This window comes from Streptosporangium sp. OZ121, from assembly GCF_051918885.1.
Taxonomy (GTDB): Bacteria; Actinomycetota; Actinomycetes; order Streptosporangiales; family Streptosporangiaceae; genus Streptosporangium.
The window spans coordinates 145,182-171,647 of sequence record NZ_JBPXMC010000013.1 but is presented as its reverse complement, the minus strand read 5'-3'; the positions used below and the strand labels follow the sequence as shown (position 1 = coordinate 171,647).

The following is a 26,466-nucleotide window of genomic DNA, read 5'->3' as shown; positions in this document are numbered from 1 at the left end:
GCCGGTTCCGGGTTCGGGCTCGAACCGGGTGTCCGGCCGGCCTGCTTCGACGCTGGGCGGGACGCTCAACCGACCGGCTCCAGCACCTCGCGGAACGCGGCCTCGACCAGCAGCGACTCCAGGTCGAGCAGGTAGCGTTCCATGGCGGGACGGGGAAGGTAGGCGGTGTCGGCGGTGAGCGAGACGCCCAGCCCGCCGGGCTCGCCGGTCACGTGCAGGCAGAACCGGCAGTTGAGCCGCTCCTGGCTGAGCGGCCAGGTGAGCGTCGTCTCGTCCAGGGCCCGCCGCACGCTCGGCTCGTCGGGGGAGGCGTCCACCCGGTCGGTGAAGCGCATGTCGTTGAAGCAGCAGTACGGGTGGATTCTCACGCCCCGCTCCCGGCCGGCCCGCTCGGTGAGCCGGTCCCGGTCGTCCGGGTCGTGGTAGGCGGACCGGTAGGCGCGCAGCGCGGCGGGTTTGGCCGCGCGCAGCAGCTCGGTGAAGCCGCCCTCGCGCAGGTCCAGCACGAACAGGCCCTCCTGGGAGAGCGTGGTGACCGCGTTGACGGTGCCGCCGCGGAAGCGGTTGCCCACGATCGGCAGCATCGCGCTCACGTCGTGCCCGGTCACCCTTCCGGCCAGCGTGGTCGCGGCGGCCAGCAGGACGGTCGAGGTGCTCGTGCCGCTCAGCGCGGCGATCCGCCGCACGGCCAGGTCCATCGCCCGGGAGACGAGGTGCGCCCGCCAGATCGGCGGATCGGCGGGGACGCCCGCCCGCCGGTCGAACATGGTCGGGGGGATGCGCCGGTACTCGCTCTCCCAGTGTTCCGCGGCCACCGCCGCGACCTTCAGACCCTGCTCGGAGCCCTGCCAGCGGGCCAGCTCCAGCGGGGAGGGCGGGGGTGGTCCGGGTACGGAGCCGCGCAGCAGGAGCAGCCGCAGCTCCGTGACCGCGACCTCGGCTCCGAGACCGTCGGCGGCCAGGTGGCAGAAGACGAGCACGATGTGGGTGACCTCGTCGCGGTCGACGACGAGGCCGATCCTGAGCGGCCACTCGTTCCCGTAGTCGAACGCGGTCTCCGCCAGCGTGTCCCGCAGCCGCTCGGGGTCGCCCTCCGCCACGGTGACCGGGATGGAGCCGCCGGTCGCGAGCACCTGCCACGGCTCCGCGCCGTCGCCCACCCGGGCGCCGCCTCCGTACGGTGCCGTGCCGCTCGCCTGGACGACCTTCCCGTACGGTTCGGCGCCGCTCGTGCGGACGACCTTCCCGTACGGTTCCGCGCCGCTCGCGCGGACGGTCCTCCCGCGCGGCGCCTCGCCCAGCCTGGTGCGCAGGGACTCGTGCCGTTCCACCAGCGCGCGCAGGACCTCGGCGGCCCCCGCCACGGTGAGCGGCCTGGCCCGTCTGGGCACGGCGAGCACGCGGCCGAAGTTGAAGTAGTGGTCGTCCGGTGCCGTCTTCCGGATCGTGTCCCAGATGGCCCGCTGCCCCCAGGTCAGCGGTGCCGTCTCCGACCGGCTCCCCGAGAACCGGATGTCCATGTGCTTCCCCCGTTCGGAAATGCTCTCAGGAGTGCGCGCGCCGCGCCTCGTTGATGTGGCGTTCCAGCGCGTAGAGGTCTTCCAGCAGGTCCAACCCGTCGCCCGACAGGTCGATCTCCACCCCGAACTCGGTCTCCACCGCGTCGATCAGCCGCATCTGCGCCAGGGAGGTGACCCCCAGCGCGGACAGCGGGACCGTGGCGGCCAGCGCCTCCTTGGCCGTGACGGCCCCGTCGGAGGCCGAGGCCACCATCGCCGCCAGCCGTTCCCTAACCATTGCCAGCCCCTCTCGTACGATCTCCGGCGCCGCTCGCCGGGATCCGGATCCAGTCGCCGTGCATCTCACGCCCCTCTCGCGCTGAGCGGGCGCAGGTCGGTCCAGACGCGGTCGATGTGGGCGAGACACTCCTCCTTGGTGCCGGAGACGCCCTCCTCGCGCCAGCCGTCCGGGAGGTCCCGGCCGTCCGGCCAGATCGAGTACTGCTCCTCGTGGTTGACCACGACGCGGTGACCCATCTCAGCTCCCGGTTTCCATGAGGCGCTCGGCCTCCTCGTCGGACATCTCGGCCAGCTCCGCGACGAGCAGTTCCTCCACCGCCGCCGCGAGATCGGCCACGGTGCTGCGGGCGAACAGGGTGCGGATCGGCACGTCCACCTCGACGGCGGCGCGGAGCCTGGCGACGGCGCGGGTGGCGAGCAGCGAGTGCCCGCCCAGCGCGAAGAAGTCGTCGAAGGCGCCGATCTCCTCGATGCCCAGCACCTCGCCGAAGATCTCGGCCACCAGCTCCTCGGCGTCGCCGCGCGGGGCGGTCCTCGTCCGGGGTCCGGCCTCGGGCGCGGGCAGCGCGGCCCGGTCGAGCTTGCCGTTCGCGGTCAGCGGCAGCGCGGTGAGGCTCACCCAGAGCGCGGGGACCATGTAGGCGGGCAGCGTCCCGGCCAGGTACCCGGCCAGTTCGTCTCCCGTGGCCGTGCCGACGACGTAGCCGACCAGCGTCTCCCCGTGCACGGCCACCGCCGCCTGGCCGACGCCGGGTTGGGCCAGCAGCCGCGCCTCGATCTCGCCGGGCTCGATCCGGAAGCCGCGGACCTTGACCTGGTCGTCGAGGCGGCCGAGGAACTCCAGTTGCCCGTCGGCCCGCCAGCGCGCCAGGTCGCCGGTCCGGTAGATCCGCTCCCCGCCGGGAACACCGGGAACGCCGGGAACGCCGGAGTCGCCAAGGGTGTCGTCAAGAATGGGAAAGCGCTCGGCCGTGAGGTCCGGCCTGCCCAGGTAGCCGACGGCCACCCCGGCCCCGCCGACGCACAGCTCGCCCGGCGCCCCCGGCGGCACGGCCTCGCCCGAGCCGTCCAGGATCAGGACCGAGGTGTCGGCGATCGGGACGCCGATGGGCGGGCGCCCGGGGGAGCCGTCCAGCTCGGCGGCGGTGGCGATGATCGTCGCCTCGGTCGGGCCGTAGGTGTTGACCAGCCGCACCCGGTCGCCGAAGCGCTCCCGCCAGCGGGTCACGGCCGCCTCGTGCACCTGCTCGCCGCCGAGGATCACCAGCCGCAGGGTCGGCGGCCAGGCGATCTCGTCGATGTCGTCGACGAGCGCGTGCCAGTACGCCGTGGGCAGGTCGAGCACGGTGACCCGGTCGAGGTGGTCGGGCAGGGTGACGCCGCCCTCGGGCAGCAGCTCCAGCCGGGCCCCGGCGGCCAGCGCCGGATAGATCTCCTCGGCGTGGGTGTCGAAGCTCAGCGAGGCGAACTGGACCACCCGGTCGCCGGGCCCCAGCCCGTACGCCTCGCGCATCCAACCGACGCGGGCGGCCAGGTTGCGGTGCGAGACCACGACCCCCTTGGGCGTTCCCGTGGACCCGGAGGTGTAGATCACGTAGGCGGCCGAGCCGGGCACCGGGGCGCTCACCGGGACGAGGGGGGACCCGTCCGCGGGCGGCGCGCCGGGCCGGGCCGTACGGGCAGCGGGCAGGGGGCTCTCGTCCGCGTGCGCGCGCGGCGTGCCGGGAGGCAACCGGTCGCCCAGTCTCGCCGTGGTGAGGACGAGGGAGGCGCCGCTGTCCCCCAGCATGAAGGCGAGCCGCTCGGCGGGGTGGTCCGGGTCGAGCGGCAGGTAGGCCGCCCCCGCCCGCCAGACGGCGAGCAGGGCCGCGACGGCGTCGGGCGACCTGCCCAGGCAGACGCCGACCACGTCGCCGGGCGCGACGCCCCGCCCGCGCAGCAGCGCCGCCAGCTCGTCCGCGCGGGCGTCCAGTTCGGCGTAGGTGAGCGCGGTGTCCCCGCATCCGATCGCCACCGCGCCCGGCGTGGCCCGTACGGTCGCCGCGAACAGGTCCGGCACCCAGGGAGCGGGCGGTCGCGCGGGTCCCCGCGAGAGGCGCCGCAGTAGGGCGTCGTCGTCCCCGGTGCGCAGCGGCAGCTCGGAGACCCGGTCGCCGGACGCGTCCGGCAGCGCGGTGAGCAGCAGGCGGAACCGCGCGGCCATCGCCTCGATCGTGGCCCGGTCGAACAGCTCGGCGTCGTAGACGAAGCTGAGCGTCAGCTCGTGCTCGTCCTGCCAGGCCTCCAGCATCAGTTCGAGCTTGGCCTGCCGCATGCCGTGCTCGAACCCCGTGGTGGTCAGCCCCGCGAAGGCGTCGCGAGCCTGCGCGACGTCCTGCGTGTGCAGGATGAGCATGGTCTGGAACAGCGGCGTGCGGGTCAGGTCGCGCTCGACCCTCAGCGCCGCCACCAGCTCCTCGAACGGCACGCCCTGGTGGGAGAAGGCGTCCAGGACGCCGATCTGGGTCTCGCGGAGCAGGTCGGCGAAGATGGGGTCGGCCGACAGGTCGCCGCGCATGACCAGGGTGTCGCTGAGGTAGCCGACGACCGGTTCGAGCTGGACCCGGTCCCGGCCCGCGGTGGCCGTGCCGACCAGGATGTCGCCGCGCCCGGTGTGCCGCGACAGCAGGACCTGGTAGGCGGCGAGCAGGACCATGAACATGGTGGCGCCGTGCTCCCTGCCCAGCCGGGCCAGGGCGGCGGCCTCCGCCGCGTCCAGCCGGACGCTCGCCACGTCCCCGCGCCTGGCGGCCCCGGCGGTGCGCGGCCGGTCGACCGGCAGGTCCAGCGGGGTGGGGTCGGCGAGCCTGTCCCGCCAGTAGCCGAGAAGGTCGCCGAGGTCGCGCCCGCGCTGCCAGAGGGCGACGTCGCCGAACTGGAGCGGGACCGGCGGCAGGGCGGTGGCACCGGAGTACAGCCGCGACACCTCGTCGAAGATGAGGTTGAGCGACCAGCCGTCGCCGAGGATGTGGTGGAGCACGACGCACAGGACGTGGTCGTCCTCGGCGATCCTGATCAGGGTGACGCGCAGCGGCGGCCTGGCGCCCAGCTCGAAGGGCGCGTTGGTCAGGGCCGCGACCAGCTCCAGCGCCCCGGCCTCGCCCGCGGCGTCCGTCTCCTCGACGGTCACGGGACCCGGCGGGTCGACGACCACGACCGGTGCGCCGTCCACCTCGGGGAAACGGGTGCGCAGGCTCTCGTGCCTGGCGACCGTCCCGGCCAGCGCCTCGGCGAGCGCGTCCCGGTCCAGCGGCCCGCGCAGCCGCCTGACCAGGCACAGGTTGTACGACGCGTCGTCCGGGTCGAGCCGGTTGAGGAACCAGAGCCGCTCCTGGCCGAAGGAGAGCGGCGGTACGGTTCCCTCGGGTCTCGGCCGCGGCCCGTCGCTCCTCCCACCGGACGCGGTGGCGATCAGTTCCGCCAGCCCGGCGACCGTCGGCCGGGTGAACACCTCCCGGACCGGCACCTCCGTCCCGGACAGCGCCGCCAGCCGCGCGGTGACCATGGTGGCGAGCAGCGAGTGCCCGCCGAGGGCGAAGAAGTCGTCGTACGCGCCCACCTCCGTCGTTCCGAGCACCTCGGCGAAGACCTGTGCGACCATCCGCTCGCCCGGGGTGCGGGGGGCGATCGCGTCCCGCGCGGGCGTCGCGTCCACGTCGGGAAGCGCGTTGCGGTCGATCTTCCCGTTGGGGGTGAGCGGCAACGCCTCCACCTCGACGAACACGCTGGGCACCATGTAGCCGGGCAGCTCGCGCGCGGCGCGCTCCCCGAGCCCGTCGAGCGCTCCCGCGCCGTCCGTCTCCACCTCTGATGACGAGGTGGGCACGGCGGGCACGACGAAGGCCACCAGCCGGTCCCCGCGCACCGCGACGACCGCCTGCCGCACGCCGGGGCAGGCGTCCAGCACGGCCTCGATCTCGCCCAGCTCGATGCGGTGACCCCGGAGCTTGACCTGGTTGTCGGTCCGGCCGAGGAACTCCAGGGTGCCGTCGTTGCGGAGGCGGACGCGGTCTCCGGTCCGGTAGTGCCGCGAGCCGCCGGGACCGGGGACGAAGCGCTCCGCGGTCAGGGCCGGGCGGCCCAGGTAGCCGGTGGCGACCCCCTCGCCGCCGATGAGCAGCTCTCCGGCCACCCCGATCGGGCACGGCCCGCCGCCGGGGTCGGCGACGTGGACGACGGTGTTGGCGATCGGGCGGCCGATGACGATCTCACCCGGGTCCTCCGGGACGTCCCAGGCCGTGGACCAGATGGTGGTCTCGGTCGGGCCGTAGACGTTGACGAGCCGGTCCACCCGGGGACGCAGCTCGCGGGCGAGCCGGGGGGCGAGCGGCTCGCCGCCGGTCAGCCCCACCACGCGCGGCAGGTCCCCGGCGAGCAGGACCCGCCACCCCGAGGGCGTCGCCTGGACGTGCGTCACGCCCTCGTCCCCGACGAGGCGCGCGAGCCGCACCCCGTCGCGGGCCGTCTCCGCGTCGGCGACGACCACCCGCCCGCCCGTCACCAGCGGCAGGTAGAGCTCCAGGGCGGAGATGTCGAACGACAGCGAGGTCAACGCCAGCCACACGTCCTTCGGGGAGGACCGCACCAGGTCGCGCATCGCCAGCAGGAAGTTGGTCAGCGCCCGGTGAGGTACCACCACCCCCTTCGGCCGTCCGGTGGACCCCGAGGTGTAGAGCACGTACGCGGTGTCGCCGGGAAGCGGCCGCGCGGGCGCGGCGGTCACCGCGCCGGTCGCAGTGCCGGTCGCAGTGCCGGCCGTCGCGCCGGTCACCGGGGGGAGGTCGTCGAGGCCGGTCAGCACCAGCGCCGCCGCGGAGTCCTCGATCACGTACGCGACGCGCGCCTCGGGGTAGTCGGGGTCGACGGGGAGGTAGGCCGCGCCGCTCATCGCCACGCCCAGCAGGGCGACGAGCATGTCGGTGCCACGTTCCATCCGGACCGCGACCAGCGAGCCGCGCCCGATCCCGGCCGCGCCCAGCCGCCCGGCCAGCTCCGCCGCCCGCCCGGCCAGCTCCGCGTACGTCAGCTCCCGCGCGCCGGCCCCGCCCACCGGCCCGTCCACAGGCCCGTCCGCCGGTCCGTCCATCGGCCCGTCGGCCGGCGCGCTCACCGGTGCGGTCGCGGGCGTGGAGGCGCGAGCGGACGCGGCGCGTACCGCGACCGCGTCGGGGGTCGCCGCGGCCTGTTCGAGCAGCAGGTCGACGAGGGTGACCTCGGGCAGCTCGGCCGCGGTGTCGTTCCACCCCTCCAGCCGGGCGAGTTCCGCGTCCGGCAGCATCCGCAGCGAGCCCACCGGGGAGCCGGGATCCGCCACGACGGCCGCGAGCAGCTCCTGGAAGCGGGCGACCATCCGTTCCACGGTCTCGCGGTCGAACAGCTCGGTGCTGTAGATGGCGGTGCCGTACAGGGCGTCGCCGTCGGGGTAGAGGTCCACCGACAGGTCGAGCCTGGCGCGGGCCCAGCCGCTGGGGAAGGGCGCGGCGTCGAGGCCGGGCAGCGGATCGATCGGCTCGCCGTGGGTGTGCAGGGCGAACAGGGTCTGGAACAGGGGCGTGCGGCTCAGGTCCCGCTCCACGTCGAGGTCCACCACGAGGCGCTCGAAGGGGACGTCCTGCCGCGAGAGTCCGTCCAGTACGACCCTGCGGGTGCGCCTGAGCAGCTCCTCGAAGGTGGGGTCGCCGGAGACGTCGCAGCGCAGGGCCAGCGTGGTCGAGAGGAAACCGATCATGGTCTCCAGCTCGGTGCTGCCGCGACCGGCCGAGGGGGTGCCCACGCAGAAGTCGGTCTGGCCGGTGTGCCGGTGCAGCAGCACCTGGTAGGCGGAGAGCAGCACCATGAACGGCGTGCACCGGGCGCGGCGGGCGAGGTCGCCGATCGAGGCGGCCACGTCGGAGGAGATCCGGAACTCGACCTCGGCGCCCGCGCCGGTCCGCCGGGCGGGACGCGGCCGGTCTGCCGGGAGCTCCAGGGGAGGCACTCCGGCCAGCCGTTCGGTCCACCAGCGGAGCTCGGAGTCCGCGGGGCGCAGGGCGCGCGCGTACTCGCCGTACTGCAGGGGCAGCTCGGGCAGCGGGGCGGTGCCCCGGCTCCCGTAGTGGGCGGCCACCTCGGAGCGGAGCACGTTCAGCGACCAGCCGTCGCCGTTGATGTGGTGCAGGACGACGCAGAGCACGTGGTCGGCGGGGCCGATCTCGATCAGCGAGACGCGGAACGGCGGTGCGGCGGCCAGGTCGAAGGCCATGTTGGTGAGCGTCGAGACCAGGGCCGTGACCTCCTGCTCGCCCTGGACGGTGAGCCGATGGACCGTCGCCGGTGACGGCGGCTCGACGATCGCCACGGGCTCCCCGGCGATCTCGCGGAACCGGGTCCGCAGGCTCTCGTGCCGTGTCGCCACCGCGGTGAAAGCGGCCTCCAGGGCGATCTTGTCAAGGCGACCTTTCAACCTGTAAACATAGGAGGTGTTGTGAGCAGAGTCGCCTGGATCGAGCCGGTGGAGAAACCAAAGCCGCTGCTGGCCATACGACAGGGGGTATTCCGTCCCTGATTGGCCGGTCGAAACGGTCTCCGGTGGGAACACGCAGGGCTCCTTTTTCGGCCGCGGGCCCGTAGTTCACGCAATCGCGTTGGAGGTTGGTACGCAAAAGGTCCGCTCTGTGCACATGTGAACAGTGGGCGGACGTCGGGAAAGGTTTCTTTCTGGAAAGAAACCTTTCAGTTAGTTCTGCGGTCGTCAGTGTTACACCTTCGCCCTGAGGGCGCAAGGGTCACTTTCGCGCGGTTTTATTGCCTCTGTGAACCTCTCCCCAAAGCCTTGCGCACCCCTTACGATCATGTAAGACTGGCGCTCGATTTTAATTAGTAAAGATTCTTTCCTGTAGTGCCCCCGGTGTCCGCACACGCCGAGTGCATATACATCCGATCTTTAGTGGGAGGTTCACTTGGTGAACCTGACCGTCCCCCAGCTGCTCGGAGACCGGGCCCTCACCGACCCCGACGGGGTCGCGCTGATCGTGCACGGCTCGGCTCAGCTCACCTACCGGCAGTGGCACGAGCGTTCCACCGCGCTCGCGAACAGCCTGGTCACGCGAGGTGTCGTCCGGGGCGACCGGGTGGGCCTCGTGTTCGGGGCCGCGGACTGGGCCGACTACGCCGTGGCGTTCTGCGGGGTCCTGGCGGCCGGAGCGGTGGCCGTGCCGCTCTCCGACCGCCTCACCCTCGACGACCTGCGCTTCATGCTGGAGAACTGCCGGGCGACCGGCGTCGTCCACGCCACGGGCCTCGCCGTGCCCGAGATCGGCTGGAGCGCCACGGTCGACGGCCTGAACGTCGAAACGTCCTATGAGATGGCCGATATCGTGCCCCCGGAGCCCGGGGATCTCGCCCAGATCCTCTACACCTCCGGTACGACCGGCCGTCCCAAGGGCGTCTCGGCGACCCATGCCAATCTGGCCTACGGCTGCGGTGCCAAGCGCCGCCCGTTCGCGCACTCCCGGCATCTCGTCCACGCCTTCCCGATCGGGACCAACGCCGGGCAGGCGATGCTGATCAACGCGCTCGACGCCCGGCCGGCCGTCGTGACGCTGCCGCGCTTCACCCCGGCCCGCTTCGCCTCGCTGATCGAGTCCTACCGCGCGGGGACGGTCTTCCTGGTCCCCGCGATGGCCATCGAGCTGATCAACGCGGGGGTGGCCGAACGGCACGACCTGTCCAGCGTGCTGCTGCTCGGCTCGGCCGCCGCGCCGCTGCCCTCGGCCGTCGCCCAGGCGCTGACCACGGCCTTCCCCAACGCGACGATCACCAACTACTACACCTCGACCGAGGCCGCCCCGGCTCAGACGATCATGATGTTCGACCCGGACCGGCCGGGAAGCGTCGGCCGCGCCATCGCCGGGGGACGGGTCAGGATCGCCACCGCGGAGGGAGAGCCGCTGGCGCCGGGGGAGACCGGGGAGGTCTGGATGCGATCCCCCGCGGCGCCGCGCGCCTACTACGGCGACCCCGACAGCGGGACCTTCCGCGACGGCTGGGTGCGGATGGGCGACCTCGGCTACATCGACGCCGACGGCTACCTCTACCTCGTCGACCGCGAGAGCGACGTGGTGAAGTCCGGGGCCTTCAAGGTCTCCACGATCCACGTCGAGGAGGTCGTCTACCGGCATCCGGCCGTGATCGAGGCCGCCGCGTTCGGGGTTCCGCACCCCGTGCTCGGAACCGTCGTCGCCGTGGCCCTCGCCACCAGGGAACCCCTCACCCCCGAGGACCTGCGGATCTTCCTCAAGGACCGTCTGGCCCCGCACGAGCTGCCCGCGCACGTCATCACGGTCGACGCCCTGCCGCGCAACGCCGGCGGCAAGGTCGACAAGAAGGCCCTGCGCCGGACGACGGAGGGTGCGTGATGGACCGGGTCACGTCCGAGAACACCTCCGGGCCGTCGCGGGAAAGCACGTCAAAACCTGTGCCCGTGAGCGCGTCCGCGGGCCTTCCGGAGGTCACGTTCACCCAGCAGGGGATGTGGGTGACCGAGCAGACCGTGGGCGGGGGCGCGGCCTATCACATGCCGATACTCGTCCACCTGCGCGGCGACCTGGACACCGGCGCGCTCCTGGCGGCCTGCGAGGCGGTGGTCGCACGCCATCCGATGCTGGGCAGCGTGGTGGCGGAGGTGGACAACGAGCTGCGGTTGGTGCCCGGAGCCGGGGTTCCCGTGCGCGAGGCGGTGACCTCTTCCGGTTCTGCCGACCCCGACGCCGTCACCGGTGGTTCCCCGCCGGACACGCGCGACCTCCAGGCCCCGCCGAACGCGCCGGATCCGTCGTCCGAGAACGCCGAGAACCGTGAGGACGCCGAGAGCGGCGAGAGCGATGAGAGCGATGAGAACGGCGAGAGCGGCGAGAGCGGCGAACGGTACGGACGGGCCGTGCGGGCGGCGGTGCGGGAGGAGATCCTGCGCGAGTTCGACCTGGAGAAGGGCCCGCTGGCCAGGTTCACCCTGTTCGGGATCGGCCCCGGACGGCACCTTCTCGTCTTCGTCGCCCACCACCTGGTCTTCGACGGCCAGTCGAAGGACATCCTGGTGCGCGACCTGGCCGCCTTCTACAACGGCGAGCCGCCGCCCCCGCTGCCCGCGCTCGACCACGGCCGGGCCGAGCGCGAGCGGGTGGCCGCCCTGCTTCCCGGCGCGCGGGAGTTCTGGAGGCCCCGCTGGCGCGATCCTGGCGAGACCGTCGTACTCGGCCGCGCGCTGCGATCCCGGCGGGCGGGCGAGGGCCGGGTGCTGCGGTTCACCGTCGATCCGTCGATCACGCCCCGCTCGTCCTCCGTTCCGTCTTCGGGTCCCTCCTCCGCGTCCGTCCCGTCTTCGGACTCCCCTTCCGCGTCCGTCCCGTCTTCTGCCCCCTCTTCGGGCACGCAGGCCCCCGGCCTGACCCGGTTCGAGGTGCTCCTCGCCGCGCTGCACACCCTGCTCCTCGGCTACGGCAACCCCGCGGTGACCACCGCCGTCGACCTGTCCACCCGGCCCCCCGAGGCCGCCGGCCACATCGGCCTGTTCGTCAACGAACTCCCGGTCGCCTCCAGCCCGTCCCCGGAGGCGACCTTCCGCGAGTTCGCCACCGCCCTGCGCGCCGAGCTGCGGGAGGTCTACCGGTTCCGCCAGGTGCCGCTCTCCCGGGCGATGCCCCGCCTCCGTCCGCACGCCGCGCTGGTCCCCGTCTCCGTCAGCTACCGCACCCGCCGCGACGCGGACCCGGTGTTCGCCGGGCTCGACGCGTCGGTGGAGTGGACCGTCTTCAACCACGCGGTACGCGGCGCGCTGCACCTGCAGTGCGTGGACGGCCCCGGCGGGCTGGAGATCAGCCTGCGTCACGATCCCGAGACGGTGCCCGACGCCGCCCGGGTCGCCGACGACCTGCGTCTCCTTCTGGAACGCGCCATGCATGACCCTGACCTGTCACTGCACGAAATTCTGGAGAACGAGATGGGTTCCGTCACCACGCTGACCGACCAGGTGCGCGAGATCTGGGAGGAAGTACTGGGCATCTCACCGATCGCCGATGACGACGACATCTTCGATCTGGGTGGCCACTCCCTCACCATCACGCAGATCATCGCCCGCATGCGCAAGCGCCTGGACATCGAGGTCTCCCTGGACGCCTTCTTCGACAACCCGACGATCGCCGGGATCGTAGATTCACTCGGCGATGACTGAGACCCTCGACGGGCTCCGTCTCTCCCCCCTCACCGACGACGACCTGGGGCTCCTGCTCCTGGTCAGGCACTTCGAGCTCAAGCTCCTGGAGCTGTACGGCAGAGGCGACCTCAACGGCACCACGCACACCTGCCTGGGCCAGGAGTACGTCCCGGTCGCGCTGCGATCCCTGCTCGGCCCGGCCGACCACGTCTTCAGCAACCACCGGGGACACGGCCACTACCTGGCCAGGTTCCGCGACCCGCACGGCCTGCTCGCCGAGATCATGGGCAGGGAGGGCGCGGTCTGCGGAGGTGTCGGCGGCAGCCAGCACATCCACCGCGACCGCTACATGTCCACCGGCGTGCAGGGCGAGAGCATGCCGGTCGCCGCCGGGGTCGCGCTCCACCTCAAGCGCTCCGAGCCCGGCACCCTGGCCTGCGTGCACATCGGCGACGGCACCTGGGGCGAGGGCGCGGTCTACGAGGCGCTGAACCTCGCCGCGCTCTGGAAGCTCCCGCTGCTCGTCGTGGTGGAGAACAACGGCATCGCCCAGTCCACCCCGACCACCGCGCAGATGGCCGGCACGGTGGCCGACCGGGCGGCGGCCTTCGGCATCCCGCACCGGCTGGTCCTCTCCACCGACGTCAACGAGATCCGCCTCTCGCTGGAACGCGAGATCGCGCGGGTGCGCGAGGGGCAGCCGCTGGTGGTCGAGTTCGTCACCCACCGCCTCGGGCCGCACAGCAAGGGCGACGACATCCGCCCGGCCGACGTCGTACGGGCCGCGAGGGACAACGACTGGTACGCCCGCTACGCCCACGACCATCCCGAGCACTTCCACCGGTTCGACGGCGTCGTCAAGGCCGAGGTCGAGGCCGTCGCCGACGAGGTGGCCGCGCGCCCGCTCTCCCGATGGGAGGGGCCGTGCGCGTAGCGGAGAACCTCAACGCCGCCCTGCACGGGCTGCTGGACGACGATCCCACCGCCTACGTGCTCGGCGAGGACATCCTCGACCCGTACGGCGGTGCCTTCAAGGTCACCAAGGGGCTGTCCACCCGCTTTCCCGAGCGCGTGATCGGCACCCCGATCAGCGAGGGCGCGCTGACCGGCGTCGCGGCGGGTCTGGCGCTCACCGGCAACACGGCCGTGGCCGAGATCATGTTCGGCGACTTCGTGGCGCTCGCCTTCGACCAGCTCTGCAACTTCGCGAGCAAGTCGGTGTCGATGTACGGCAGGCGGCTGCCGCTGCGGATGGTGGTGCGCTGCCCGACCGGCGGCGGCCGGGGCTACGGTCCCACGCACAGCCAGAGCCTGCAGAAGCACTTCGTCGGCATGCCGGGACTGTCGCTGTACGAGATGTCCCCCTTCCACGACAACCGCGCGGTGTTCGCGGCGATGCTGGAACGGGGCGAGCCGTGCGTGTTCTTCGAGGACAAGGTCCTCTACACCCGGCAGATGGAGCGGGTGGACCCGCTGTTCCTGATGAGCCGCGACGGGGACCTGGCGGTGGTGGACGTCCGCGACGCGGGCGACCGCCCCGACTGCGTGGTCATCGCTCCCGGCGGGATGGCCCACCGGGTGCTGGGCGCGATGCGCTCCCTGATGATGGAGGAGGAGATCTCGGTCCGGCTGCTGGTTCCCTCCCGGCTCTACCCGCTGGACGCCGACGCGCTCCTGCCCCACCTCGGGGACGTCGTCCTGGTCGCGGAGGAGAGCACCGCCGGGGGCACCTGGGGCAGCGAGGTCGCCCACCTGCTGCACGCCCGCCTCTGGGGTCGCCTGCGCGGGCCCGTCCGCCTCGTCCACTCGCGAGCCTCCGTCATCCCCACCGCCGCGCACCTGGAGAACGAGGTCCTGGTCGGGGAGTCCACGATCCACCACGCCGTACGGGAGGCCCTGCGTGGCTGACATCCACGTCCCCAAGCTCAACAACAACGACACCGAGTACCAGATCGTCGAGTGGCTGGTGGGGAACGGCAAGCCCGTCATCGCCGGGGAGCCGATCGCCGTCCTGGAGACCTCCAAGGCGGCCGACGAGCTGGAGGCGGAGGAGACCGGCTACCTGCACCACGCCGCCGCTCTCGGCACCTGGATCGCTCCCGGCGCGCTCCTCGCCCGCGTCACCGCCGAGGCGGCCCCGCAGCCCGCCTCTGCGCCTGCCTCTGTGCCCGCCTCTGTGTCCGCCTCTGTGTCCGATGACGCGCCCGAGGTCGTGGTCTCCGCGGACGCGGTGGGGCAGGAGGACGCGGTGGTGGCGGAGCCGGTCGTCACCGCTCCCGCCCGCGCCGCCATGGAGGAGCTCGGCGTCTCCCACGCCGAGGTCGCGTCCCTGGGACTGGCCGTCATCCGCAGGGCCGACGTGGAGGCCGTGGCCTCCCGCCGTACCGGACAGACGGCCTCCGAAGCGGGCGAGGACGCGCGCGAGGACATGAGGGAGGGCGCGCGGCAGGACATGCGGGAAGTCGTGCCCGGAGACGTGCTGGAGGACGTGCCGGAACCGGTCGTGAACGCGGGCGCGCACCGCCTCTCGCGGGTGCAGCGGGCCGTCGCGCGCGCCGTCACCACCTCGCACGGCACCATCCCCGCCGCGTACACCGTCGTGAGGTTCGAGGTGGGCCCGCTGCTGGAACGGGCCAGGGGGCTGAGCAGGGAGGTACGCAGGCCGGTCGGCCTGGCGGAGCTGTTCGTCCAGGCCGTGGCCGCGCTGCACCCCGCGTTCCCGCTGTTCTTCGCCTCGCTCGACGGGGACCGGGCGCGTCCGGCCGACGCCCCGCGCGTCGGCGTCACGTTCGACATGGGTGAGGGCCTGTACGTGCCGGTCGTCCACGACACCGGCTCGCTCAAGGCCATCGCCGACGCGCTCATGCGCTACCGGCTCGCCGCCACCGAGGGCGACTTCCGCGAGAAGGACCTCACCGGTGCCAACATCGCCGTCACCCTGCACACCGACGCCGACGTCATCCTCGCGATCCCCCTCATCTTCCCCGGTACGGTCTGCGCCCTCGCGATCACCTCGCCGCAGCCCGAACTGACACTCGCCGAGGACGGCACGGTGGCCTCGAGGACCGTCGCCAACATCGGCCTCGCCTACGACCATCGGCTGATCAACGGACGGGACGCGGCGCTCTTCCTCGCGGCCCTCCGGATGGAGTTACAAGCGTGACCGGGACAACGCTGTCGGACGCCAAGAAGGCGCTGCTCGCCAGGCGGCTGAAGAGCCGGGGAGAGGCGCGGGCCGCCGTCGCCCGCCGCGCCCCCGGAACCGTCCCGCCCCTGTCCCACGCCCAGGAACGCCTGTGGTTCCTGGAGCAGTACCGGCCGGGCACCACCACCTACACCGTCCCCGTCGCGGTGCGCCTGCGCGGGGACCTGGACGCCGACGCGCTGCGCCGGGCGCTGGACGAGATCGTCGCGCGCCACGAGGCCCTGCGGACGCGGTTCCTCACCACCGACGACGGCACCCCCGAGCTGGTCATCGACGAACCGGGGCCCGCCGCGCTGCGCGTCGCCGAGGCGGACGACGTGGACGCCGCGATCGAGCTGCTCGACGCCGACCTCGCCGTCCCGTTCGACCTGGAGCGCGGCCCGCTCCTCCGCGCCGTGCTGGTCAGGATCGCGGCCGACGACCACGTCCTCCTCATCGCCGCCCACCACACCGTCATTGACGGCTGGTCCAGCGACCTGCTCATCCGCGAGCTGCTCGCCCTGCACGACGGCGGGACCCCGCCGCCCGCGCCGGTCGGCTACGGCGACTACGCCCTCTGGCAGCGGGGCCGCGACCACCGCCGAGAGATCGACCACTGGCGCGACCGGCTCGCCGGGCTGCCCGCCATCGAGCTGCCCACCGACCGGCCGCGTCCCGCCGAGCAGCGCCACGAGGGAGCCGCCCTCGACGTCCGGGTGGACGCCGATCTCACCCGGCGGCTCGCCGAGCTGGGCACCGCGGCCGGTGCCACGCCGTACATGACGCTGCTCGCCGCCTTCCAGGTCCTGCTGGCCCGCTACTCGGGGCAGACGGACTTCGCGGTAGGCTCCCCGGTCGCCGGGCGCGGGCTGCCCGAGCTGGACGGGGTCGTCGGCATGTTCGTCAACACCCTGGTCATGCGCGCCGACCTGGCCGACGACCCGTCGTTCACCACCTTCCTGGCCCGGACGCGCGAGACCGCGCTGGACGCCTACGCGCACCAGGAGCTCCCGTTCGACCAGCTGGTCAACGAGCTGAACGTGGTCCGTGACGTGAGCCGGTCGCCGCTCGCGCAGGTCACCTTCGCGCTGCAGAACTTCAAGGCGGGCGAGGAGGACGGGCGCGTCTCCTACCTCACGCTCCCGGCCAGGACCACCCGCTTCGACCTCGGCCTCTACCTGTTCGAGAGTCCCGACGGCGGGCTGGCCGGCCACATCGCCTACGGCACCGCGCTGTTCGACCCGGAGACCGTCGAGCTGCTGGCGGCGCGCTTCGAGACGCTGCTGCGCTCGATCGTGGCGGACCCGGACACGCGGGTGGGGGAGCTGTCGCTGCTCTCCGACGACGAGCGGGACCTGGTCCTGGGCTTCGGCTCGGGACCCGCCCTGCGGCCGTCCGGCCACGACCTGCTGCACGACCTCGTCACCGCGCGGGCCGCGCTCACCCCCGGCGCGACGGCCGTGGTCCACGAGGGCTCGCCCGCCTCGGGGACGGCGCCCGCGACACGCGGCGGTTCGCGTACGGCGTCCGCGGCCCGCGGCGACTCCGGATCGGGAACGGCGGGCGGCGGCTCGCTGACGTACGCCGAGCTCGACGAGCGCTCCACCGGGATCGCCGCCCTGCTGAGGAACCGTCACGGGGTGGGCCCCGACACCAGGGTGGGCGTCTTCCTCGAACAGTCCACCGACCTGGCGGCGGCCGTCGTCGGCGTGCTGAAGGCCGGTGGCGCATACGTGCCCCTCGATCCCAAGCAGCCCCGCGACCGGCTGGCGTACATGCTCGCCGACGCCGGGGCCGTCGCCGTCCTGACCACCTCCGCGCTGCGCGACCTGCTTCCCGGCGTTCCCGGCGCCCCGGTGATCTGCCTGGACTCCGAGGCGCTGGACGAGACCGGGTTCGAGCCCCCGGACGTCTCGCCCGGCCACCTCGCGTACGTGATCTACACCTCGGGCACCACCGGACGGCCGAAGGGCGTCGGGGTGCAGCACCGGCAGGTGCTCAACTACCTCGCCGGGGTCGCAGAGCGCTTCGAGGTCGAGCCGGGCGCGGTCTACACGCTGCTGCAGTCGCTCTCGTTCGACTTCGGGGTGACGGTCTTCTACCTGTCGCTCATGACCGGCGGGGAGCTGCACCTGGCCGACCCCCAGGCCCCCGCCGAGGAGCTCGCCGGGCTGCTGAGCGGCACCGACTACCTGAAGATGACCCCCTCCCACCTCGCCTCGCTGCTCGCCGCGGTCGACGACCCCGCCGAGCTGCTCCCGCGCAAGCTCCTCGTCCTCGGCGGCGAGGCCTCCAGCTGGAGTTGGGCGCGCGAGCTGACCGCGCACACCACGGTGGTCAACCACTACGGCCCCACCGAGGCCACGGTCGGCATCTCCACCCACGCCGTCACCGGCGAGCACGAGCGGGCGCTGAACCTGCCGATCGGCAGGCCGCTGCCCGGCGCCGGGGTCTACGTGCTCGACGAGCACCTGCGGCTGGTCCCGCCCGGCATGACCGGCGAGATCTACCTCGGCGGCGACCGGCTCGCCCGCGGGTACCTCGGACGCCCCGGCCTGACGGCCGAGAGGTTCCTGCCCGACCCGTACGGCGCGCCCGGCGCCCGCATGTACCGGACCGGCGACCTCGGCCGCTGGCTGCCCTCCGGCGACCTGTGCTTCCTCGGCCGCCGCGACCTGCAGGTCAAGGTCAGGGGCTACCGGGTGGAGCTGTCGGAGATCGAGTCGGTGCTCGCCGGCGAGCCGGGAATCGCGCACGCCGTCGTCGAGCTGCGCGCGGACCGGCTGGTCGCGTACGTGGTCGGCGAGATCGGCGGGGAGCAGGTCAGCGTCAGCGAGCTGCGGGCGCGGCTCGGCGAGCGGCTTCCCGAGTACATGATCCCCGGGCGGTTCGTCTGGCTGGACGAGCTGCCCCTGAAGTCGCACGGCAAGGTCGACCGGGCCAGGCTGCCCGAACCCGACGAGGCGCGACCCGACCAGGAAGCCGGATTCGTCCCGCCGGAGACGCCCCTCGAAGAGGCGATCGCGGCGGTGTGGGCGAAGGTGCTCGGACTGGTCCATGTCGGCGTGCTGGACGACTTCTTCGACCTGGGTGGTCATTCGCTGCTCGCCGCGCAGGTGGTCGCCCGCCTTCGGAAAGCCATTCCCGAAGGCGGGCGCCAGGTCACGATCCTGGACCTGTTCAAGCACCGGACCGTCCGGGAGCTGGCGCGGCTCGCCGAGACGGCCGACGACGGCCCGCGGATGCTCCTGCACCGGCTCACCCCGCCCCGCGCGGCCACCTCGACCCTGGTCTGCGTGCCGTACGGCGGCGGCAGCGCGGCCATCTACCAGCCGCTGGCCGACACGCTGCCGCAGAACTGGGCGCTGCACGCGGTAGCCGTCCCCGGCCAGGAGATGGGGCTGGTCGAGGAGACCCGGCCGGTGGCGGAGGTCGCGCAGGACTGCGTGGAGGAGATCCTCAAGGACGTCCGCGGCCCGCTCGCGCTGTACGGGCACTGCGGGCTCGGCGTCATGCTGATCGTGGAGATCGCCCGCCGCCTGGAGGCGGCGGGCCGCCCGATCGAGGCGATCTACTTCGGCGGTGTCTTCCCCTTCGCCCGTCCCGCCTCGGTGCTGGCCAAGCTGTCGAACCTGACCGACCGCCTGCGCAGCGACCAGATCTGGGCCAACGCCCTGCGGGCCGCGGGTCTCGAAGTGGACGACCTGGAGCCCGACCAGCTCAAACTGGTGATCGACAACCGTCGCAAGGGCACCAGGGAGGCGGAACGCTACTTCACCCGCCTCTTCGAGGAGGGCGTCGAGCCGCTCAGGACGCCGATCATCTCGGTGGTGGGCGAACGCGACCCGGCCACCGAGTTCTACCAGGAGCGCTACCGCGAGTGGCATCTCCTGAGCGGCTCCACGGCCGTGGTCGTCCTCGACGAGGCCGGACACTTTTTCCTGAAATATCGGGCGGATGAGCTCGCCGCCATCGTCACCGGCACCCACCGGGCCATCGCCTCCCGCGACACGGCGAAGCTGGCCCGTACCGACCGGTCCACCTGGTGGCTCGGCGGCGTCTCCACCCAGGACGCCCTCACGGAGATCGCCCCGGCGACGACGGCACCCGCGCTCACCGGTGCGGGACCGGTCGCGCCCGCCTCCACCGGTCAGGGAACGTCCGCGCCCGCTCTTCCCGGTCCGGAAGCGCCCGCTCTTCCCAGTTCGGAAGCGGAAGCGTCCGCTCTTCCCGGCCCGGGCACGGGCGGGGCTCCACCGGGGACGGGGCAGCCGGTCGCGACGACCCCGCCGGCGCGCTCCGGTCCGCCGCCCAGCATGAAGCGGTTCGCCGCCGTGGCGGCCGGACAGCTCGTCTCGATCGTCGGATCGTCGCTGACCGAGTTCGCCATCCCGCTGTGGATCTACATCACCACCGGCTCGCTCCCCATGATGGCCCTGTTCTCCGTCCTCGCGCTGGTCCCCGGCATGCTGGTGTCCCCCCTGGCCGGTGCCCTCGTCGACCGCCACGACCGGCGCAGGGTCATGCTCGCCGGAGACATCGGCGCGTTCGGCACCCAGCTGGCGCTGGGCGTCCTGCTGTGGACCGGCAACCTGCAGATCTGGCACATCTACCCGCTCCTGGTCCTGCTGTCGGTCGCGCTGACCTTCCAGCGCCTCGCCTACAACTCCGCCATCCCGCAGCTGGTCCCCAAGCGCTTCCTCGGCCACGCCAACGGCGTGGTCCAGATGGTCACCGGTACCGCCCAGCTGGTCGTCCCGCTGGCCGCGGTCGGCCTGATGGCCGTGATCGGGCTGGAGGGCATCCTCGTCCTGGACGTCGTCTCGTACGTCTTCGCGATCGGGGTGCTGCTCTTCGTCCGCTTCCCGAAGACCATGGCGTGGAAGCGCAGGGAGTCGCTGGTCGCCGAGATGGTCGAGGGCTGGAAGTTCTCCTGGGGCAACCGGGGCTTCCGCGGCATGCTGTTCTTCTTCGCGGTGCTGAACATCTTCCTGTCCCCGCTGTTCCTGCTCATCTCGCCGCTGGTCCTGGGCTTCGCCACGCTGGAGGACGTCGGCCGGATCTCCTTCTTCGGCGGCCTGGGGGTCTTCCTCGGCGGCCTGACCATGACCGTCTGGGGAGGCCCGCGACGGCATCGGCTGCGCGGCGTCATGCTCTCCACCCTCGTCCTGAGCCTCTTCTGCCTGGTCACCGGCCTGCAGCAGAACCTGGTCCTGATCGCGGTCGGCGCCTTCGGGATGTCGTTCTGGCTGACCATGCTCAACGGCGTCTACGCCACGATCATCCAGGTCAAGGTGCCGCAGCGCTTCCACGGCCGTGTCATCGCGCTCAACACGCTCATCGCCTGGTCCACCCTGCCGGTCGGCTTCGGCCTGGTCGCCCCGTACGGCAGCAAGCTGTTCGAACCGCTGCTGGTTCCCGGGGGGCCCCTGGCCGACACGGTCGGCCTCGTGCTCGGCACCGGCGAGGGCCGGGGCGTCGGCCTGATGTACGCGCTGTTCGCCGTCGCCATCGCGGTCACGGTGCTGGTCGCGATGCGGACCCGCACGCTGTCCAGGTTCGACATGGACGTCCCCGACGCGCTCCCTGACGACCTGGTCGGCTTCCAGGCCATCCAGAGGCGTCAGGAACGCGAGCGTCAGGAACGCGAGCGTGACGAGCCGGTCGCCGAGGTGATCTCGATCAGAAGGTGACCTCGCCCTGACCGGCGGGACGCCGGTTCCCCCGGGCCCTTCCCGGCGATCCGCCCGGGAGGACCCGGGAGAACCGGAGGGCCCGGAAAGAACAGGTGGGGAAAGCACGGACGGGGCGCGGCCGGTGGCCGCACCCCGTCTTCTCGCGTCTGTCCGGCTACGCTTCTCGCGTCTGTCCGGCTACGCGCCCGGTATCAGGGGCGGTACGCCCAGCCACCGGGAGCGAAGTCCTCCCAGTGGTACCAATCCCAGTAGTAGCCACCGTTGACCTGCGCGAGCTGACTCTCGTCCAGCTCGGTGCCGATCCCGGACAGCGCGGACAGCTCCGGCTTGGCCTTGGCCATGTTGTTTCCCCTTTCGATCTAACAACGTGGCCAATCTCCCAATCCCCGGTTGTGAACCAGTGGTGGGTGGCTGCAACCGCCTCGCGGGACACGCGCCGGACGCGGGCGGGACCGGACGACCCGTCACGGCGCTCTAGGCCCTCAGGCGCAGCCCTCTCGGTGTCGGATGGAAACCGGCGGCCTCCAGGGCGGCGCCCAGGGGGGAGTCGTTGATGGCGGTGCCGTCCGCCCGCTCGACGGTCAGCTTGCCCAGCGCGCCGTCGCGCACGGCGAGCGCGAGGGCGTCGACGGCGGGCCGGAGGCGGTCGTCGCCGGAGAAGGACAGCAGGGTCTTGCCGCCGCGCTCGACGTAGAGGATCAGGTGCCCGTCGACGAGCACGACCAGGGAACCGGCCTTCCTGCCGGGCTTGTGGGACACCTCCCCGGGATGGGCCGGCCACGGCAGGGCCGCCCCGTACGGACTGGCCGGGTCGGCGGCCGCCAGCACCACCGCCCGCCGGGCGTTTCCGTCCGCCCTCTCCGGCTTCCGCGCGCCCCACGGGTCGGGCACCGCTGCCGTGTCCGGGTGGGCGGGCGAGGGGGACGTGGCGCGCATCCGGTCGACGGCACCGGGGAGGGCGAACTGGGCACCGCCCAGCCCCTCCACGAAGTAACCCCTGCGGCACCGGCCGCTCTCCTCGAAGGCGCGAAGCACCTGGTAGACGGCGGCGAACCCGCCCGGCAGCCGCTCGGCGGTCACCGCGCCCCTGGTCACCACGCCGTGCCGCTCCAGCAGCACCTCGGCCTGGGCGTGGGCGCGCTGGGTGGAGTCCTCCGCGAGAGCGGGCAGTGCCCACCAGCGCCCGCCCACCGTGGGCGGCCCGCTCCTGGTCGGCAATACCGCCCGCCGTCGCCGGGTCGGGGCCGGGCGGTGCGCGGGGCGCCCCGTCCCGAGGACGGCCCGCAGCGGCGCCAGCGTGTCGCCGGTGATCCGGCCCGACCACACCAGGTCCCATACGGCGGCGGACAGGGCACGGTCGTCCGGGACGGCACCGGCCAGGAGGGCGCCGGCCCGGCCGCCCAGCTCACGGAAGAACAGCGCGCCCCCGCCGCCCAGAACCTCCAGCACCGCCTCGTGCACCGGCGTCAGGGTGATGTCGGCGGGGCCGGGCATCAGAAGTGGCGCGGTGTCGGCGAAGTAGAGCGACACCCAGCCGTCGCCACCCGGCAGGGACCCCTGCCCCACCCAGATCACCTCGCCGGAGGCCGTCAGCTCGTCCAGGAACGAGGGGTCGTATCCGGGCACCCGCGAAGGCAGGATCAACGTCTCCAGCGCCGACGCGGGCACCGCCGCGCCCTGCAACTGCTCGATCGCGCCCACCAGCGCGTCGATCGGCGGCCTGCCCCGCTGCGGGGTGCCGGTGATGCCGTGCCAGGCGGGCGCGAAGGCGGCCAGGGTCTCCGGGGAGACCGGCTCCACCTCCTTGCGGAGCCTGGCCAGGGACCTGCGGCGCAGCATCCGCAGCACCCCCGCGTCGCACCACTCCTCGCCCCGGCCGCCCGGCCGGAACTCCCCGCTCACCAGCCGCCCCGAGGCGGCCAGGCGGCGCAGCGCGTCGGTGACGACCGCGGGGCCGAGGCCGAACCTGGCCGCGGCGGTGCTCGCGAGGAAGGGGGTGCGCGTACGGGCGTGCCGGGCCAGCAGATCGCCCAGCGGGTCGTCGACCGGTTCGAGGAACGCGTGCGGAACCCCCACGGGCAGCGGCACGCCGAGCGCGTCGCGCAACCGGGCGGCGTCCTCGATCGCCGCCCACCGCTCCTGCCCCGCCACCCGCACCCTGATGGCCCGCCGGGAACCCTCCAGCACGGTCAGCCACGCCGGGTCGCCCTCGCGCACGCCGACGTCCTCGGCCACCAGGGGGCCGTGGGAGCGGAGCAGGTCGGCCAGGTCCTCGGCGTCGCGCAGCGGCCGGTCCAGCCGGGCCAGCTCCCGATCGGCGTCGGTGATCACGTCGAGGTCGAGCAGCTCGCGCAGGTCCGCCTGGCCCAGCAACTCGGCCAGCAGGGTCGTGTCGAGCGCGAGCGCCTGGGCGCGGCGCTCGGCCAGCGGGGCGTCGCCCTCGTACATGAACGCGCCGATGTAGTTGAACAGCAGCGACGCCGCGAACGGCGACGCCTTGTCGGTCTCGACCTCCACCAGCCGGACCCGCCGCGCCTCGATGTCGCGCATCAGCCGGACCAGCCCCGGCACGTCGAACACGTCCTGAAGGCACTCGCGCATCGTCTCCAGCACCACGGGGAACGACCCGTAGCGGCCCGCCACGCTCAGCAGGTGCGAGGCGCGCTGCCGCTGCTGCCAGAGCGGCGACCGCCTGCCCGGCACGCGGCGCGGCAGCAGCAGGGACCGCCCCGCGCACTCGCGGAACCGCGCCGCGAACAGCGCCGAACCGCCCAGCTCCTCGGTGACGATCCGCTCGATCTCGTCCGCGTCGAAGACCGCGACGTCGGACGGGGGGTCGGAGAGCGTGTCGGGAATGCGCAGCACGATCCCGTCGTCGGAGTGCAGGGCCTGCACGTCGACGCCGTAGCGCTCCCGCAGCCGCCGCCCGATCGCCAGCGCCCACGGCGCGTGCACCCGCGCCCCGTACGGGGAGTGCACAACCACCCGCCAGTCGCCCAGCTCGTCGTGGAACCGCTCGACCAGCAGCGTCCTGTCGTCCGGCACGTAGCCGGTCGCCTGTCGCTGCTCGGCCAGGTAGGAGAGCAGGTTGGCGGCGGCGTACTCGTCCAGCCCCGCCGCCCTGATCCTCTCCATGGCCCCCTCACGCGCGGCGCTTCCCGCTCCCGCGCTTCCCGGTTTCGCGTTCTCCGCCGCCCCGTTTCCCGCCTCGGCGCCCTCCGCTCCCGCGTTTCCCGTCCCCGGGCCTCGGGCGCGCCCGCTCCCCGTCTCGGCGTCCGCGCCCGCCGCCGACATCTCGCGGAGGAACGCGCCGATGGCCCTGCCCAGCTCCGCCGGTCTCCCGGCGGTGTCGCCGTGCCAGAAGGGGAGCTTTCCCGGCTGGCCGGGGGCGGGCGTGACCAGCACCCGATCGGCCGTGATCTCCTGGATCCGCCAGGAGGTCGCGCCCAGCACGAACACGTCCCCGGCCCGCGACTCGTAGACCATCTCCTCGTCCAGCTCGCCCACCCGGGAGGACTTCTCCCCGACCAGGAACACGCCGAACAGCCCCCTGTCGGGGATCGTGCCGCCGTTGGTGACCGCCAGCCGCTGGGCTCCGGGACGGCCCCGCAGGGTGCCGGTCACCCGGTCCCAGACGATGCGCGGCCGCAGCTCGGCGAACTCCTCGCTCGGGTAACGTCCGGCGAGCATGTCGAGCGTCGCCTCCAGCGCGCTCCTGGGCAACGTCCGGTAGGGGGCCGCCCGCCGCACGACCTCCTCCAGCTCGTCCACCGTCCACTCGTCCAGCGCGGTCATCGCCACGATCTGCTGGGCGAGCACGTCGAGCGGGTTGCGCGGGTAGCGCAGGTCCTCGATCTCCCCGCTCCTCATCCGCTCGGCCACCACGGCCGTCTGGACCAGGTCCCCCCGGTACTTGGGGAAGATCACGCCACGTGAGACCGCTCCCACCTGGTGCCCGGCCCGGCCGATCCGCTGCAGGCCGCTCGCCACGCTCGGCGGCGCCCCGACGCAGGCCACCAGGTCGACCGCGCCCATGTCGATGCCGAGCTCCAGGCTGGAGGTCGCGACCACGGCGGGCAGCCGCCCGGACTTGAGCGCCTCCTCGATCTGGGAGCGCTCCTCCTTCGACACCGAACCGTGGTGGGCCCGCACGATCTCCGGGCCGACCCCCTTGGCCGCGCCGGCCTGCGCCATCATCGCCGCCGGGGTGGAGAGGGAGGCCGGGGGGACGGGGAACCCCTCGGCCCAGTGCACCGGCTCCGCCCCCGCCTCCGCGTCCTGCCCGGCCGGCTCCTCGCCGGTCTCCCTCCGCTCCCACGCCAGCTCGTTGAGGCGGGTGCACAGCCTCTCGGCCAGTCGCCGGGAGTTGGCGAACACGATCGTGGAGCTGTGGCCTCCGATCAGCTCGAACAGCCGCTCCTCCACATGCGGCCAGATCGACCGCCTGGCCGGGGTCTCGGTCAGCCAGCGGTCGTCGTCGGGGGCGGGCGGGGCGGGAGGCGTGTCGAGCTCGGTCATGTCCTCGATCGGGACGACCACCTCGACCTCGATCTCCTTGTCGGAGGGCGGCTGGACCACGGTCGCCGGGCGCGATCCGCCCAGGAAGGCGGCCACCTCGCTCACCGGCCGGACGGTCGCCGACAGGCCGATCCGCTGGGCGGGCCGGGGCAGGAGGGTGTCGAGCCGCTCCAGACTGAGGGCCAGGTGCGCGCCGCGCTTGGTGGCCGCCACCGCGTGCACCTCGTCGACGATGACCGTCTCCACACCGCGCAACGCCTCGCGGGCCTGGCTGGTGAGCAGCAAAAACAGCGACTCGGGGGTGGTGATCAGGATGTCGGAGGGCCGGGTCGCGAACCGCCGCCGCTCCTCGGGGGCGGTGTCACCCGACCGGATCGCCACCGAGATCTCCGGCACCGGGAGCCCGAGCCGCCGCGCGGTCTGCCTCAGCCCGGCCAGCGGCGCCCGGAGGTTGCGCTCGACGTCGACCGCCAGGGCCTTGAGCGGCGAGACGTACAGGACCCGGCACCGCCTCACCGGCTCGCCGTCCCCCCGGTTCCCCCGCGAACGCCCTCGCCCGCCCCGGGCGCTCGTACCGGCCGTATCGCCGGTGCCACCCGTACCGGCCGTCAGGTCCGTGTCGGAGGATCCGGCGTCCGGTGGGGAGCCGGGAGCGGAGGAGGCGAGCCGGTCGAGCGACCACAGGAAGGCGGCCAGCGTCTTGCCGGATCCGGTGGGTGCGACCACCAGCGTGTTGTCGCCCCGCGCGATCGCCGCCCACGCCCCCTCCTGCGCGGCGGTCGGCGCGGCGAACGCCCCGGTGAACCAGTCTCTGGTCATCCGGGTGAAGTGATCGAGCGCCCCGCCCGCGCTCGCCGTCTCGCTCATCGCCGCCCCCTAGCTCCCGGTCCGGACGACCGACCGGCTCACCGCCCATACTGCACGGCCCCACCGACAGAACCCGTCACCGCCCGCCCGGCGACCGGGCGGCGGACGGGAGCGGGTGGTCCGCGCATCACCTGCGGACGCACGGTTCGCCGGTGCTGCGACGCCCCACGGGAG

12 protein-coding genes are annotated in these 26,466 nt (G+C 73.1%); 6 read left to right on the top strand and 6 right to left on the bottom strand.

The window, feature by feature from the left end; translation table 11 throughout:
- Positions 1-65: 65 nt before the first annotated feature.
- The 4 genes from ACTOQ1_RS23580 to ACTOQ1_RS23565 form a co-directional block, all read right to left on the bottom strand.
- On the bottom strand, positions 66-1,520 hold the full coding sequence (locus ACTOQ1_RS23580) for a hypothetical protein (RefSeq protein WP_440070176.1): 1,455 nt from the start codon (positions 1,518-1,520) through the stop codon (positions 66-68).
- 25 nt (positions 1,521-1,545) lie between these two features.
- Complete coding sequence (locus tag ACTOQ1_RS23575; RefSeq protein WP_440070175.1) at positions 1,546-1,797, bottom strand: acyl carrier protein; 252 nt, start codon at positions 1,795-1,797, stop codon at positions 1,546-1,548.
- Between the two features lie 65 nt (positions 1,798-1,862).
- A complete protein-coding gene (locus ACTOQ1_RS23570) occupies positions 1,863-2,036 on the bottom strand; it encodes an MbtH family protein (protein ID WP_350972660.1) in 174 nt (57 codons plus the stop codon).
- Position 2,037: 1 nt separating this feature from the next.
- Positions 2,038-8,415 carry an amino acid adenylation domain-containing protein gene (locus tag ACTOQ1_RS23565; RefSeq protein ID WP_440070174.1) on the bottom strand — a complete coding sequence of 2,126 codons (6,378 nt, stop codon included), beginning with the start codon at positions 8,413-8,415 and terminating at the stop codon, positions 2,038-2,040.
- 364 nt (positions 8,416-8,779) lie between these two features.
- Between ACTOQ1_RS23565 and ACTOQ1_RS23560 the strand changes: the two genes are divergently transcribed.
- The 6 genes from ACTOQ1_RS23560 to ACTOQ1_RS23535 all read left to right on the top strand — a co-directional run bounded on the left by ACTOQ1_RS23560 (position 8,780) and on the right by ACTOQ1_RS23535 (position 20,904).
- Positions 8,780-10,234: a class I adenylate-forming enzyme family protein gene (locus ACTOQ1_RS23560; protein WP_440070173.1), complete on the top strand. Its 1,455-nt coding sequence runs from the start codon at positions 8,780-8,782 to the stop codon at positions 10,232-10,234.
- Between the two features lie 65 nt (positions 10,235-10,299).
- Positions 10,300-12,045 carry a condensation domain-containing protein gene (locus tag ACTOQ1_RS23555; RefSeq protein ID WP_440070172.1) on the top strand — a complete coding sequence of 582 codons (1,746 nt, stop codon included), beginning with the start codon at positions 10,300-10,302 and terminating at the stop codon, positions 12,043-12,045.
- On the top strand, positions 12,038-12,961 hold the full coding sequence (locus ACTOQ1_RS23550) for a thiamine pyrophosphate-dependent dehydrogenase E1 component subunit alpha (RefSeq protein WP_440070171.1): 924 nt from the start codon (positions 12,038-12,040) through the stop codon (positions 12,959-12,961). Before ACTOQ1_RS23555 ends, ACTOQ1_RS23550 begins: the two co-directional genes overlap by 8 nt.
- Complete coding sequence (locus ACTOQ1_RS23545; protein ID WP_440070170.1) at positions 12,952-13,935, top strand: alpha-ketoacid dehydrogenase subunit beta; 984 nt, start codon at positions 12,952-12,954, stop codon at positions 13,933-13,935. The genes ACTOQ1_RS23550 and ACTOQ1_RS23545 overlap by 10 nt, the downstream gene beginning before the upstream one ends.
- Complete coding sequence (locus ACTOQ1_RS23540; protein ID WP_440070169.1) at positions 13,928-15,190, top strand: 2-oxo acid dehydrogenase subunit E2; 1,263 nt, start codon at positions 13,928-13,930, stop codon at positions 15,188-15,190. The genes ACTOQ1_RS23545 and ACTOQ1_RS23540 overlap by 8 nt, the downstream gene beginning before the upstream one ends.
- Complete coding sequence (locus ACTOQ1_RS23535) at positions 15,187-20,904, top strand: amino acid adenylation domain-containing protein (protein WP_440070168.1); 5,718 nt, start codon at positions 15,187-15,189, stop codon at positions 20,902-20,904. Before ACTOQ1_RS23540 ends, ACTOQ1_RS23535 begins: the two co-directional genes overlap by 4 nt.
- 194 nt (positions 20,905-21,098) lie before the next feature.
- Here the strand turns inward: ACTOQ1_RS23535 and ACTOQ1_RS23530 are convergent, their stop codons facing one another.
- Together ACTOQ1_RS23530 and ACTOQ1_RS23525 are read right to left on the bottom strand one after the other, a co-directional pair.
- On the bottom strand, positions 21,099-21,248 hold the full coding sequence (locus tag ACTOQ1_RS23530; protein WP_440070167.1) for a hypothetical protein: 150 nt from the start codon (positions 21,246-21,248) through the stop codon (positions 21,099-21,101).
- A 133-nt stretch (positions 21,249-21,381) separates the two neighbouring features.
- Complete coding sequence (locus tag ACTOQ1_RS23525; protein WP_440070166.1) at positions 21,382-26,292, bottom strand: ATP-dependent helicase; 4,911 nt, start codon at positions 26,290-26,292, stop codon at positions 21,382-21,384.
- Positions 26,293-26,466: the final 174 nt, after the last annotated feature.